At 62.4% G+C, this 12,191-nt stretch carries 14 protein-coding genes; 8 read left to right on the forward strand and 6 right to left on the reverse strand.

Features of this window, described 5'->3' with window-relative positions; all coding sequences use genetic code 11:
* The first annotated feature begins 94 nt into the window (after window positions 1–94).
* The 7 genes from KG722_RS10790 to secF all read left to right on the forward strand — a co-directional run bounded on the left by KG722_RS10790 (window position 95) and on the right by secF (window position 7,136).
* Window positions 95–1,228 (forward strand): NYN domain-containing protein, encoded by a 1,134-nt coding sequence (locus KG722_RS10790; protein WP_213271789.1) that lies wholly within the window; start codon window positions 95–97, stop codon window positions 1,226–1,228.
* 74 nt (window positions 1,229–1,302) lie between these two features.
* Entirely contained in the window at window positions 1,303–2,601 is a 1,299-nt protein-coding gene (serS, locus tag KG722_RS10795) for a serine--tRNA ligase (protein ID WP_213271790.1), read from the forward strand.
* Window positions 2,598–3,359: a 5'/3'-nucleotidase SurE gene (gene surE, locus KG722_RS10800; RefSeq protein ID WP_213271791.1), complete on the forward strand. Its 762-nt coding sequence runs from the start codon at window positions 2,598–2,600 to the stop codon at window positions 3,357–3,359. The genes serS and surE overlap by 4 nt, the downstream gene beginning before the upstream one ends.
* Window positions 3,347–4,006, forward strand: a complete 660-nt coding sequence (locus tag KG722_RS10805; RefSeq protein WP_213271792.1) for a methyltransferase domain-containing protein — start codon at window positions 3,347–3,349, stop codon at window positions 4,004–4,006. The genes surE and KG722_RS10805 overlap by 13 nt, the downstream gene beginning before the upstream one ends.
* Before the next feature lie 104 nt (window positions 4,007–4,110).
* The gene (gene yajC / locus KG722_RS10810; RefSeq protein WP_213271793.1) at window positions 4,111–4,485 is read left to right on the forward strand and encodes a preprotein translocase subunit YajC; all 375 of its coding nucleotides are present in this window, start codon (window positions 4,111–4,113) and stop codon (window positions 4,483–4,485) included.
* Window positions 4,486–4,520: 35 nt separating this feature from the next.
* Window positions 4,521–6,128, forward strand: coding sequence for a protein translocase subunit SecD (secD, locus tag KG722_RS10815; RefSeq protein WP_213271794.1), 1,608 nt, complete (start codon window positions 4,521–4,523; stop codon window positions 6,126–6,128).
* An 18-nt stretch (window positions 6,129–6,146) separates the two neighbouring features.
* Window positions 6,147–7,136, forward strand: coding sequence for a protein translocase subunit SecF (gene secF, locus KG722_RS10820; protein ID WP_213271795.1), 990 nt, complete (start codon window positions 6,147–6,149; stop codon window positions 7,134–7,136).
* A gap of 79 nt (window positions 7,137–7,215) precedes the next feature.
* Here the strand turns inward: secF and ychF are convergent, their stop codons facing one another.
* Window positions 7,216–8,313, reverse strand: coding sequence for a redox-regulated ATPase YchF (gene ychF, locus KG722_RS10825; RefSeq protein WP_213271796.1), 1,098 nt, complete (start codon window positions 8,311–8,313; stop codon window positions 7,216–7,218).
* A gap of 161 nt (window positions 8,314–8,474) precedes the next feature.
* Between ychF and KG722_RS10830 the strand changes: the two genes are divergently transcribed.
* On the forward strand, window positions 8,475–9,410 hold the full coding sequence (locus KG722_RS10830) for a hypothetical protein (RefSeq protein WP_213271797.1): 936 nt from the start codon (window positions 8,475–8,477) through the stop codon (window positions 9,408–9,410).
* Between the two features lie 108 nt (window positions 9,411–9,518).
* Here the strand turns inward: KG722_RS10830 and KG722_RS10835 are convergent, their stop codons facing one another.
* The 5 genes from KG722_RS10835 to KG722_RS10855 all read right to left on the reverse strand — a co-directional run bounded on the left by KG722_RS10835 (window position 9,519) and on the right by KG722_RS10855 (window position 12,151).
* Window positions 9,519–10,091: a hypothetical protein gene (locus tag KG722_RS10835; protein ID WP_213271798.1), complete on the reverse strand. Its 573-nt coding sequence runs from the start codon at window positions 10,089–10,091 to the stop codon at window positions 9,519–9,521.
* Window positions 10,088–10,624, reverse strand: coding sequence for a hypothetical protein (locus tag KG722_RS10840; protein ID WP_213271799.1), 537 nt, complete (start codon window positions 10,622–10,624; stop codon window positions 10,088–10,090). Before KG722_RS10840 ends, KG722_RS10835 begins: the two co-directional genes overlap by 4 nt.
* 45 nt (window positions 10,625–10,669) lie before the next feature.
* Entirely contained in the window at window positions 10,670–10,906 is a 237-nt protein-coding gene (locus KG722_RS10845; RefSeq protein ID WP_011646921.1) for a F0F1 ATP synthase subunit C, read from the reverse strand.
* Between the two features lie 115 nt (window positions 10,907–11,021).
* Complete coding sequence (locus KG722_RS10850; RefSeq protein WP_213271910.1) at window positions 11,022–11,783, reverse strand: F0F1 ATP synthase subunit A; 762 nt, start codon at window positions 11,781–11,783, stop codon at window positions 11,022–11,024.
* Between the two features lie 5 nt (window positions 11,784–11,788).
* Window positions 11,789–12,151 (reverse strand): AtpZ/AtpI family protein, encoded by a 363-nt coding sequence (locus tag KG722_RS10855; protein WP_213271800.1) that lies wholly within the window; start codon window positions 12,149–12,151, stop codon window positions 11,789–11,791.
* Between the last annotated feature and the right edge of the window lie 40 nt (window positions 12,152–12,191).

The raw sequence follows: 12,191 nt of genomic DNA on the forward strand, positions 1-12,191 counted from the left end.
CCCTGCAGTCGCGGCGTTGCAATTTCCTGCCAGGTGTTGAACGTTGGCGCCGGACAGAAACCGCCGTCTCCCGAGAAACGAGGAGCCTTCCCGAGTGTCGCGCCTTAAAAGCGTCCTGCTGGTCGATTTCGACAATATTTATGGCGCGACCAGTGAAGAGGTTGTCAGCGGGCTGCCCAATTGGCTGCTCTGGCTGGAGGATGGTGCCTTCTCGCCGAAGAACCGCCGCCGCCGTTTCATCGACAAGCGCGTCTACTGGAATCTGCAATTCGACAAGTACCGCCCCGACTTTGAACGGGCAGGTTTCTCTGCGTTCAACTGCCGGGCGCTGGCCAAGCGCAAGATCAGCGCGGGCAAGAGTTCTGCCGACATCGTGCTGACCATGGACGCGATCGAAATCGCCCTTGTGAACGAGGATGTCGAGGAGTTCGTGATCCTCACGACCGATTCCGATTTCGTGCCGATGGTGAACCGGGTGCAGGCCGGCGACCTGCGGGTGGTGACCTGCGGCAAGGAAACCGACCCGACTTATGAGCTGTTCAGCCAGTATGCCGACGCGGCCATCCATGTCGGCGCGCTGAAGGCGGCGTTCAGCTATGAGCGGGCAAAGCGCAAATGGTATGCCTTGCGCGCGCCCCCGCCGCAGATTGCGCCCCTGACCTTCCAGAAAGAGCGCCGCTCGGCGCTGATGGGGCGGGTGCGCGCCGCGCTGGACACGAGCGAGGCGCCCAAGGACGGGCCGCCGCCGGAAGCTCTGCGCGCCGTGGCGATTATAAAGGAGCTGGGCGAGCGGATGCCCGACCAGCCACTGTCAAAGTCACGCATCGTGCGGGCACTCAGTGTCATCCAGGAATTCTCGCCGACCTATCAGGCGGGCCTGCGCCCCTGGTTTGGCCACAAGAACTTTGCGGCGATGATGCGCCGCCTGTCGCAGATGCAGCCCGCGATTGAGGTGACGACAATGGGCAAGAACAAGATCGAAACGATCTGGCGGGAACCGGCCGGGGCGCCGCCGCCGCAGCGCGTGCGCCCGCCTGAGCCCGATGACGCGCCCGAGGCGCGGGAGTTGCCGCGCGAGCGCCGCCCGCTGGCCCTGCTGGCAGAGGCGGCCAAGTCTGCAGAGCTGCCGGAGCCTGCCGAACTGGCCGATGGGGCGGAGACGGGCAAGGCCAATGAGGCAGACGAGACTGAAGATGCCGGGGCCGAGGCCCTGCCCAGCCGGGCCTGACCTGTGGACAGGAGGGGGCGGCGCAGATTAGACGCTTCCCCGATAGACACTGACCCCAGAGCCTGAGGCTTCCCATGTTCGACATCCGCGCCATCCGCGACAATCCCGACGCTTTCCGCAACGCCTGGAACCGCCGGAAGTCTGGATTGGGCTCGGTGGTGGACGACATCCTCAATCTGGACGCGCGATGGCGCGAGGCGACCACCACCAAGCAGGACGCCGAAAGCGCGCGCAATGCCAGCTCCAAGCTGATCGGCCAGGCAAAGGCGCAGAAGGATGAGGCCCGCGCGGCCGAGCTGATGGCGCTGGTGGCAGACGCTAAGACTGCAATCGAGAAAGCCGGCGAGGACGAGGAGAAAGCGCGCAAGGCGCTCGATGACCTGCTGATGGACCTGCCCAACCTGCCGCTGGACGAGGTGCCCGAGGGCAGTGACGAGCATGGCAATGTCGAGCAACATAAATGGGGCCAGCCAAGGCTCATCAATGATCCCAGGGACCATGCCGATCTCGGCGAAGCGCTGAAAGGGCAGGGCGGCTTCCCGCTGATGGACTTTGAAGCCGCCGCCCGGATGAGCGGCGCACGCTTTGTGGCGCTGCGCGGCAAGCTTACCCGGCTGGAACGGGCGCTGGCGAACTTCATGCTCGATCTTCAGACGACGGAGCACGGATATGAGGAGATGAGCGTGCCGGTTCTGGTGCGCGCTCAGGCGCTCTACGGCACCGGGCAACTGCCGAAGTTTGCCGAAGACCTCTTCCGCACGACTGTGGATCATTGGCTGACACCTACCGCCGAGGTATCGCTCACAAACCTCGTCCGTGAACAAATTCTCGAAGCTGCCCAGCTCCCCCTGCGTTTCACCGCGCATACGCCCTGCTTCCGTTCCGAAGCGGGCAGCGCGGGGCGTGATACCAAGGGCATGATCCGCCAGCACCAGTTCAACAAGGTGGAGCTGGTCTCGATTGTGGCGAATGAGGAAGAAGGGTTGAAGGAACTGGAGCGGATGACCGGCTGCGCCGAAGAAGTGCTGAGGCGCCTCGAGCTGCCTTTCCGCCGCATGCTGCTGTGCACCGGTGACATGGGCGCAGGCGCGCGCAAGACCTATGACCTTGAAGTGTGGCTGCCCTCGCAGAACACCTATCGGGAGATTTCCTCCTGCTCTTATTGCGGCGACTTCCAGGCCCGCCGCATGGATGCGCGCTACCGACCGGAGCCCAAAGCGAAGCCCGAATATGTCCACACGCTCAACGGGTCGGGCCTCGCGGTCGGGCGCACTCTGGTGGCGGTGCTGGAAAATTATCAGAATACGGATGGATCTGTTACTGTGCCCAGGGCGCTGGTACCTTACATGGGCGGGGTGACGCAGATCAAATGAGAATTCTCCTGACCAATGATGACGGCATCAACGCGCCCGGTCTTTCCGTGCTCGAGGAGATCGCCAAGGAGCTTTCCGACGATATCTGGATCGCGGCGCCTGAAGAGGAACAGTCGGGCAAGGGGCGGGCGATTTCGCTGACGCAGCCTGTGCGCGTGCGCAAGGTCGGGGCAAAGGCGTGGGCGGTTGCCGGCTCACCCTCGGACGCTGTTTTGCTGGCGCTGCGCGACCTGATGCCAGACATGCCCGATCTTGTTCTCTCAGGCGTCAATCGCGGGCAGAACATCGCCGAGGATACGAGTTTTTCCGGCACTATTGCAGCGGCCATGTTCGGCATGCAGCTGGGCGTGCCGTCGATTGCGCTCAGCCAGGCGCAGAATTTCCGGGAGCGCGGCTCGCTTTCCTGGGAGACGGCCAAGGCCTGGGGCGCCAGAGCGATCCGCCCGCTGCTGGAGATGCGCTGGCCTAAGGATGTGGTGATGAACGTGAACTTCCCGGACGTGGAGCCCGGCGATGTGCGCGGCATCCAGATCACGCGGCAGGGCTTCCGCGACGAGGCGATCATCCATACTGACCGGCGCGAAGACCTGCGCGGCAATGATTATTACTGGATCGGTTATCGCGGGAAGCTGTCCAAGCCCGACGAAGGCACCGACATCCGGGCGATCTATGATGGCTATGTCTCCATCTCGCCGCTGCATGTGGACTTGACGCATGAACCGTTCCTGAAAACACTCAGGGAGACATGGCAGAGCTGATCGCCGATCCGTTTCGTGCTGCTCGCCTTCTGCTCACGCTGAGACAGGAGGGGATGACCGATCCCGACGTGCTGGCGGCCATGGAGACCATAGAGCGGGCCGCCTTTGTCGATGATCCAGCGCTGGAGGCGCTTGCGTTTGAGGATGCGATGCTGCCGATCCCCTGCGGGCAGGTGATGCTGCGGCCTTCGGCAACGGCGCATCTGATCCAGGCTATGGCGCTTCCCCGGAACCGGCAGGGGCGCGTTCTGATGGTCGGTTTCGGCTCGGGTTACATGGCGACACTGCTGTCGCAGCTTTGCGCACATGTCTTTGCGGTGGAGCGCTTCTGCCGCCTGACGCAGGAAGGCCGCGCCCGGCTGGCGCGGCTGGGCATCGCGAACGTAACCTTGTCGCAGGGGGACGGGCTGGAGGGCTGGCCTGATCAGGGCCCCTATGATGCCATTGTGCTGGCAGGCGCCGTGTCGGAGGTGCCCGAGGGGCTGGCAGGGCAGCTGGCCCGGGACGGGACACTCGTTGCGCCGGTCAACGACGCCGCCGGACAGGCTGTCCTGGTCCGGCTGATTGCCTCAGGCAGCGAGCGCGACCGGCGGCCCCTGTTTCAGTGGGTGCCGCCGCTGATCGAAGGATGCGCGCAAGTGCTTTAATTGCAGCTTGAGGCGCCTGCAGGGGTAGTTTGCCAAGCCCGGACTGCCCAGCTATACGCCTCAGTTCCGTGTTTCTGACGCCGAATTTTCTGGAGATTGCCGATATGTCCGCCCGCCCTCTGACGCTTGCTCTCATCTCGGTGGCTCTGGCCATGCCCGCGGTTGCGCAAGCCGCACCGGCCGCCGCGCCCGCCAACAGCCTGGTCATGCAGCTCGTCATGTTCCTGCCGCTGATCCTGATCTTCTACTTCCTTCTGATTCGCCCGCAGCAGCAGCGCCAGAAGAAGCACGCCGCCATGATTGCCGCCGTCAAGCGCGGCGATACGGTGGTCACCTCCGGTGGCCTGATCGGCAAGGTCAACAAGGTCAGCGATACCGAAATCTCGGTTGATCTGGCAGAGAATGTCCGCGTCCGCGTCGTCAAGGGCATGATTCTCGAAGTGCGCAACAAGTCCGAGCCGGTTCCGGCCAACGACTGATCTTCGGACCACTGCCGTCTTCATAGGATCGCGCCATGCTACAGTTCCCGCCGTGGAAAGTCCTTCTCGTCCTGGTTGTGCTCATCTGGGGCATTGTCATGGCGCTGCCCAACGTCATGAACATGTCGAATGCGCCGGGCTTCCTGCCAAAGCAGTCGGTCAATCTCGGTCTCGACCTGCGCGGCGGTGTCTATCTGGAGATGGAAATACCCCCGGCTGAAGTGATCAGCAGCCGTCTCAGCGTGTTTGCGCGTGACGTCCGTTCGGCCTTCGCCCGTACATCAGACCGCGAGCCGATCTATTTCCAGCCGGAACTTCGCGGACGCACGATGCTGATCAAGCTCAGCCGCCCGGACGCTGATGGCAACTTTCCTGTCGAAGAAGCCCTGCGCCGGCTCGACCGGATCAACGGGCCCATCGAAGGCGGCCTTGCCGGCGGCAAGACGTTCGAAATGACCCGTGCCGGGCAGGATGGCATCCTTGTGAGCGTGTCGGCCGCGTCTGAGAGCGCGATGCTCGCAGACGCCCTGTCCAAGACGATGACCATCGTCCGGCGCCGGGTTGACCCCGACGGGGTAGCAGAAATTTCGCTGACGCCGTCTGGCAACAACCGGATCGTTCTGGAAGCGCCCGGTGAGCCCGATCCCGAGCGCCTCAAGACGCTTCTGAGCCGTGACGGCCGGATGACCTTCAACCTCGTCGAAACCAGCCCTGCTGATATCGCCTCGGCGCAGGCCGGCATCGTGAAGCCCGGTTTCCGGCTGCTGGAAGGGCCCGAGACCGGACCGCTTCTTGTTCGCGAAATTCCTGAAGTGGTGGGCGCTGACATCGCCACGGCCAGCCAGGGCAATGACGAAGCCAACCGACCGCAGATCAACTTTCGCCTCAACGCAAATGGCGCGCGCAAGTTCTACGAAACGACGCGCAACAATTCGGGCAAGCTCTTTGCCATCGTGCTCGATGACGTGATCATGTCGGCGCCGCGCATCAACGAGCCCATCCCGGGCGGCAATGTGCGGATCACCGGCTCGTTCACGATCGAGGAAGCCCAGGATCTTGCTGCGATCATCGCGGCCGGCGAGATGCCCGCCAAGGTACAGTTCCTGGATCAGCGGGTAGTTTCCTCGACGCTGGGGGAAGATTCGATTGAGTCAGGTTTCCGAGCGGCGGTTGTCGGGCTCTCGCTCGTTGCCTTCTTCATGATCCTCGCTTACGGGCTGCAGGGCATGTTCGCCGTGCTTTCGCTGGTCGCGAACGTGATCCTGATCTTTGCCGCGCTCTCGCTACTGGGGGCCACGCTGACACTGCCGGGTATTGCGGGCATCATCCTGACGATCGGTATGGCGGTGGATGCCAACGTGCTCGTGTTTGAACGGGTGCGGGAGGAACAGAACAATGGCCGGTCCATCTGGACTGCTGTTCAGGCCGGCTATGAACGCGCGCTGATCACCATTCTGGACGCCAACATCACGACCCTGTTTGCCGCCATCATCCTTTACTCGCTCGGCTCGGGCCCGGTGAAGGGCTTCGCGGTCACGCTGGCGCTGGGCATCATCACGTCGGTGTTCACGGCGTTCGTCTTCACCCGGATGATGACGGTGTTCTGGCTGAAGACATTCAAGACAAAGCGCCTCGCGGTATAGGCAGGTTGGGACAGACACATGCTGATCAAATACTGGCCTAAGGAAACCAAGATTCCCTTCATGCGCTATCGCTATGTGGGCGTGGTGCTGTCGCTGATCATGATGGTCGGCTCCATCTACCTTGTCATGACGCGGGGGCTGAATCTGGGCGTCGATTTTGCCGGTGGCTCGGTCGTTGAACTGCGGCAGACAGATACCGTTACCGTCGCGGATGTTCGCAGCCAGATCCCAGGCGGCCTGACAGTCAACTCGGCAACCGATGCAAATGGCGCCGAACTGGTGGTCATCCGGTTCGGTGAAGTCGAAGGCTCCCTGCTCGGACCGGAATTTGCGGCGCTCACGGATGAAGAGAAGGCCGACCGCGCGTCGGCTGCATCCAACACATTTGTCGTGAAAACCATCAAGCAGGCGTTCAACCTGACAGACGAGGATATCCTTCGCAATGATTCGGTCGGTCCGAAGGTTTCCGGCGAACTCTTCCGCGAAGGCCTGATTGCCCTCGGCGTGGCGACGCTCATGATGTTTTTCTACATCGCGTTCCGGTACACCTGGGCCTACGCTGTTGGCGGCATTGCCGCGCTGATCCATGACGCCATCGGGACGATCGGATTGTTCTCGCTGCTCCAGATCCAGTTTGACCTGACCTCGATTGCCGCGCTGCTGACCATCATCGGCTACTCGGTAAACGACTCCGTCGTGGTGTTTGACCGCATCCGGGAAATCCGGCGCAAGTACAAGCAGATGCCCGCAACCGAAGTCATCGATATTGCCACCAATCAGACGCTCTCCCGGACCTTCCTGACAGGCGGCACGACGATCATCGCCGTCATGGCCATCGTCATCTTTGGTGGCCCGGTGCTGCAGGGGATGAGCGTGGCAATGATCTGGGGGATCGTGATCGGAACCTATTCGTCGATTTACTTTGCGGCCGCAATCGTCCTGATGCTGGGCGTCGATATTAACCGCAAGCCGGTGGAAGACACGCCGGGCTTTGAGGCGATGCCGTAACGGCGGCGCCTTCTGCTGACTATAAAAAAGGCCGGACCTCAGCGGGTCCGGCCTTTTGCATTCTGCAGGAACAGCGGCGTCAGACGTTGAAGCGGAAGAGCATCACGTCGCCGTCCTGGACGATGTACTCCTTACCTTCGGACCTCATCTTGCCGGCTTCCTTTGCGCCGACTTCGCCGCCGCAGGCGATGTAGTCTTCAAAGGCGATCGTTTCTGCGCGTATGAAGCCCTTCTCGAAATCACCATGGATGACACCGGCCGCTTTGGGCGCGGTCCAGCCCTTGTGGATGGTCCAGGCGCGTGATTCTTTCGGGCCGGCCGTGAAGTAGGTCTGCAGGCCCAGCAGCTCGTATCCGGCGCGGATGAGGCGGGTAAGGCCCGGCTCTTCAAGGCCGAGTGTCTCGAGGAACTCCTTGCCTTCGGCCTCGTCCAGCACGGCGAGTTCGGACTCAATCTGCGCCGAGATGACGACAGCGATGGCGCCTTCCTGCTGCGCGCGCTCTTCGACCCGTCTGGAGAAAGCATTGCCGGTTGCAGCGCTGGCCTCGTCGACATTGGCGACAAACAGGATGGGCTTGGCGGTCAGCAGCTGGAGCATGTTCCAGGCTTTGACATCGTCTGCGGAAACTTTCGCGCGACGGGCAGGGCGGCCTTCCTTCAGCTCGGCAAGGGCGAGGTCCATCAGGGCAACCTGGGCCTTGGCGTCCTTGTCGCCGGTATTGGCGCGCTTGATGATGTTGGCCTTGCGCTTTTCAAGGCTGTCGAGATCGGCCAGCATGAGCTCTGTTTCGACGACTTCAAAGTCGGCAATCGGGTCAACCACGCCGCGGACATGGGTGATGTCGTCATTCTCGAAGCAGCGCAGCACGTAGATGACGGCGTCGGTCTCGCGAATGTTGGCGAGGAATTTGTTGCCGAGGCCTTCGCCCTGGCTGGCGCCTTCAACGAGGCCTGCTATGTCCACGAAGTTCATGCGGGCAGGAATGATTTCCTTCGAGCCGGCGACCTTGGCCAGCCTGTTCAGGCGCGCCTCGGGAACGGCGACCTCGCCGACATTCGGCTCGATGGTGCAGAACGGGTAATTTGCGGCCTGAGCCGCTGCCGTTTGCGTCAGAGCATTGAAAAGGGTGGACTTGCCGACATTTGGCAGGCCAACGATACCGCATTTGAAGCCCATGGGGCGAATACCTCTAAAATTCCTGAAAGGGCGCCTTAGCCCCTTTCGCTCCTGAAAAACAGGCACAAAAATCGCTAGGATGCAGCGGGACTGGCGTTCATGCGTTGTGTCGTTATCCTTTGGATCTCCCCTGGATCGGGCCTTAAACGAGGTAGAGTGCGATGAGTTATGATGTCTTTCTGGTTTCTGCTGTAGCAGACCGGGACATTGCCAAGCTGGTAGTGCGCCGGCTCAGGTCCCTGAAATTCAAGGTGGCGTTCAACCAGAACCAGGTTGATGAGACGTTTGACCCCAAGGATGCCCGGGACGCGACCAGTTCGCAGACCGTCCTGGTGCTCTGGTCCGAAAACGCTGTGAAAAGCGACTGGGTGCGGGCAGCGGCGTCTGTCGGCAATTCCCGTCCCGGAACACTGCTTCAGGCCGCGATTGACAAGACGATCCCCTATGAGCCGTTCCGGCAGGAGAAGCGTTATCCCCTCGAGGGGATGACCTCGCGCAGGACACCGGAAGGATTTTTCCAGTTAATTGAGGAGCTTGGCCGCCGCGATGGCCGCTCCGGCCTGCGGGAATGGATGAACCTTGGCTCCAGGGACGACGACAAGCGCGCTGACTGGATTGGCGCCCATCCCAAGGATCCGATAGCAGAAGATGCGCGCAGGAAGCGTGAGAAGGATCTGGGCATCAAGCCGGCCCCGGCCCGGGATGCCATCGGGGCAGCGGCGCTGGCAGCCGCTTCGCTCAAGACCAACGGGACCAGGAGCCCGGCAGCGGTCACGCCGCCTGCGCCCGTGGCATCAGCGCAGCCCAATCCGCTGGTCGAACTGGGGGCAGGCTGGGGGGCAATTGCGGCTGTATCTGTAGCTATTGTGGGCATGCTGGTGCTCGCCTGGGCGTTCCGCTCGGAGACTTCGGGTGAGCAGATGGCGGCGGTGGCGGCCATCTCCAATGCCCGTCTGGCCACGGTTACCTGCCCGGCCGGGACGGTGCCGAGGTCCCTCCTGTCGGTGCTGGAGACGGGGCCGATCATTGACGATACGCAGCCGCAGATCGTCGATGACACCCTCCCGACCGAAAGCCTCACAGACGCGCCAGAGTGATACCAAAGCCAGCAAAAAGCTGGACGCTTTGGGCCAAACGGGGACACTTCAGGACAAAAAAGCCGCCCCGGAGGGCGGCTTTCCTGTTGGGACGGGCCGGGCTGAAGGTCAGCTCAGGGCGCGCTCGATGTCACGTGCAGCAGCCTCGAACTGATCCACCGAGGTCTGTTCGGACAGGATGCGGCGTGCGGCCTGGGTGGCGGCGTCTGCCGCGGCGCGACGGACTTCGTTGGTAGCTTCCGATTCGGCGCGGGCGATGCGGGCTGTGGCCTGGGCTTCGCGGCGGGAGATTTTCTCGGCGAGATCACGCCTTGCCTCTTCGAGCATTGCCTTGGCGTCGCGCTTGGCCTGGTCGATGATGGCCTCCGCTTCCTTGTCTGCGTCCTGCGCCCGGCGTTCGGCGAGGGCGAGGGCTTCAGCGGCCTGCTCACGCAGGCTGGCGGCTTCCTCGAGTTCCCTGCGGATGTTCTCGGCGCGGGTGTCGAGACCGCCCAGGATGGCCTTGAACGCGCCCATGCGGGCAGCGATCAGCAGGAAGGTGACCATGCACAGTAAGGCAACGAAGGACACCGGGTCCTTGGCGGCGTACATCAGGCCGCCGACAAAGCCGCCTTCAGCAGCGTGCGCCAGAGGCGCAGCGGCGAGGGCAACGATCAGGAGAGACGCTGTCTTCTTCATCATGCCTGTTCCAGAGCCGCCGAGACGGCCTTCCTGAGGTCTGCCGGAGAGGCCCTGACGCCAAATCGTGCGATCATGGCATCTGCGGTATCGACGGCAATCTGCTCAACATTGGTCATGGCGTCAGCGCGCAGCTTGGAGATGCGGGCGTCCGCCGTTTCGAGCTTCTTTGCGAGATCGGCGTCGACCCGTGCGGTTTCCGAGGCGAGTTCCGCCTCGGTCTTCTCGCGGGCCTTTTCAGCCGTATCGCGCGCCTTGGCCCGGGCCTGCGCCAGGCGCAGTTCCAGGGCCTTCTGGGCTTCGGTCGCCTGATTGTTCAGGCGGGCCGCTTCGTCGAGATCGGAAGCCACGCGATTGGCGCGCTTTTCGATCGTGTCCGACATCTTCGGCAGGATATACCGCGACAGGGCGAGATAGAGCGCCGTGAACAGCACCGCCAGCCAGAATAGCTGGGACGGCATGTGCCAGGTTTCGAAGGGCGGGAAAGCCGCTTCGGCGCCTGGAACGGCAGTCTCAGCAAGGAAAGCGAGTATCATGGCGTATCTCCGTCGCGGTCAGTACCAGCCGAAGCGGGCGGATGATTAGGCGACGAACAGGATCAGGATGGCGATGAGCACCGAGAAGATACCCAGAGCTTCTGCGAGCGCCATACCAATGAAGAGGTTACCGGTCTGCTGCGGGGCAGCCGACGGGTTGCGCATGGCAGCGTCGAGGAAGCTGGCGAAGATGTTGCCCACGCCGAGGGCCGAACCAATCATGCCGAGGGTAGCCAGGCCAGCGCCGACATACTTCAGACCGTCTGTGATGTTACCTTCCATCAGGTATCTCCTTTGAGGGAAAAGGGTTAGGGTTGTTTGACGCCCGTGAAGCGTGTTCGCCGTGCGCCGTCAAGCAGTTTGATGCGGGGTATCGTGACGCACTCCCGCGGTCCTCCTAGTGGTGGTCCGCGTGAAGCGCATCGTTGAGATACACGCAGGTAAGAATGGCGAAGACATAGGCCTGAAGGCCGGCGACCAGGAACTCCAGCGCGTTGAGAGCCACGCCCATGCCGAAGGCCAGGGCGGCAATCGGGACATAGACCGCGCCGGCTCCGATGAGGGCGACGACGAAGCCTGCAAACAGCTTCAGCATGATGTGGCCGGCCAGCATGTTCGCAAAGAGACGCAGGCCAAGGGTCAGCGGGCGCGCCAGGAAGGAGATGATCTCGATCGGCGTCAGAATGATGTAGATGTACCAGGGCGCGCCCGAGGGGGCGAACAGCTTGAAGAAGCCGAGGCCGTTCTTCATCAGTCCGACCACAATGACCATCAGGATGACGGTGAGCGCGAGGGCGCCTGTGACGATGATGTGGCTTGTGGTCGTGAACGCGTACGGGACCATGCCGATCATGTTCGCGAAGAAGATGAAGAAGAACAGGGTGAAGACGAAGGGGAAGAATTTCAGCCCTTCCTCACCTGCGGCGCTGCGCACCATGTCGGCAATGAAGCCATAGCCCAACTCTGCGACCGACTGGAGGCGCGAGGGGACCAGCTCACCCTTGCGGGAGGCCATGCCGAAGAAGGTGATCACCAGCACGACGCCGAGCAGCATGAAGCCGGACGCGTTCGTGAACGAGATGTCGATATTGCCGAGTTTCAGGTCGAGCCATTTGGTCACCTGGAACTGTTTGATCGGGTCAAGCGCGATGGCCGGCATCAGGTTCATGCGTCGTTCGTTCCGTTGTCAGGGGCCTTTGGCGGCCCCGGTGAAAACTTTTGGGCCCGAGCATTCAGCTCGTTATAGGCCCGGATGATCGCGCGGATGCCGGCAGCGAGACCAAACATGCCCATCACCAGGAGGCCCCAGGGGTGGGTGCCGGCGAACCTGTCGATCCAGAAGCCCAGAAAGCCCCCGACAAACACACTCGCGACAAATTCGATCCCGAAACGCAGCGCATACGCCCCGGCCGAGACGCTCACATCATCAGATGCCTGTTTCCGCCGCTTCGCAGCAGCCTTAGCCTCGCGTTCTTCCAGCGCCTTCGCGATCCGCTCGCTGAGGTCATCTGGTTGTTCGCTCGACATGGGCTTTAGCGCTCCGTGCACGCGAATCCGCACCGATGGG

Origin of the sequence: Hyphomonas sp. (genome assembly GCF_018402285.1) — a bacterium.
GTDB lineage: Bacteria > Pseudomonadota > Alphaproteobacteria > Caulobacterales > Hyphomonadaceae > Hyphomonas.

Coding starts and splice junctions, on each gene's coding strand:
- KG722_RS10840 (WP_213271799.1), bottom strand. CDS start 10,624: ATGATACTCGCTTTCCTTGCTGAGACTGCCGTTCCAGGCGCCGAAGCG.
- KG722_RS10850 (WP_213271910.1), bottom strand. CDS start 11,783: ATGCCGGCCATCGCGCTTGACCCGATCAAACAGTTCCAGGTGACCAAA.
- KG722_RS10805 (WP_213271792.1), top strand. CDS start 3,347: ATGGCAGAGCTGATCGCCGATCCGTTTCGTGCTGCTCGCCTTCTGCTC.
- serS (WP_213271790.1), top strand. CDS start 1,303: ATGTTCGACATCCGCGCCATCCGCGACAATCCCGACGCTTTCCGCAAC.
- yajC (WP_213271793.1), top strand. CDS start 4,111: ATGTCCGCCCGCCCTCTGACGCTTGCTCTCATCTCGGTGGCTCTGGCC.
- secF (WP_213271795.1), top strand. CDS start 6,147: ATGCTGATCAAATACTGGCCTAAGGAAACCAAGATTCCCTTCATGCGC.
- ychF (WP_213271796.1), bottom strand. CDS start 8,313: ATGGGCTTCAAATGCGGTATCGTTGGCCTGCCAAATGTCGGCAAGTCC.
- KG722_RS10845 (WP_011646921.1), bottom strand. CDS start 10,906: ATGGAAGGTAACATCACAGACGGTCTGAAGTATGTCGGCGCTGGCCTG.
- surE (WP_213271791.1), top strand. CDS start 2,598: ATGAGAATTCTCCTGACCAATGATGACGGCATCAACGCGCCCGGTCTT.
- secD (WP_213271794.1), top strand. CDS start 4,521: ATGCTACAGTTCCCGCCGTGGAAAGTCCTTCTCGTCCTGGTTGTGCTC.
- KG722_RS10830 (WP_213271797.1), top strand. CDS start 8,475: ATGAGTTATGATGTCTTTCTGGTTTCTGCTGTAGCAGACCGGGACATT.
- KG722_RS10855 (WP_213271800.1), bottom strand. CDS start 12,151: ATGTCGAGCGAACAACCAGATGACCTCAGCGAGCGGATCGCGAAGGCG.
- KG722_RS10835 (WP_213271798.1), bottom strand. CDS start 10,091: ATGATGAAGAAGACAGCGTCTCTCCTGATCGTTGCCCTCGCCGCTGCG.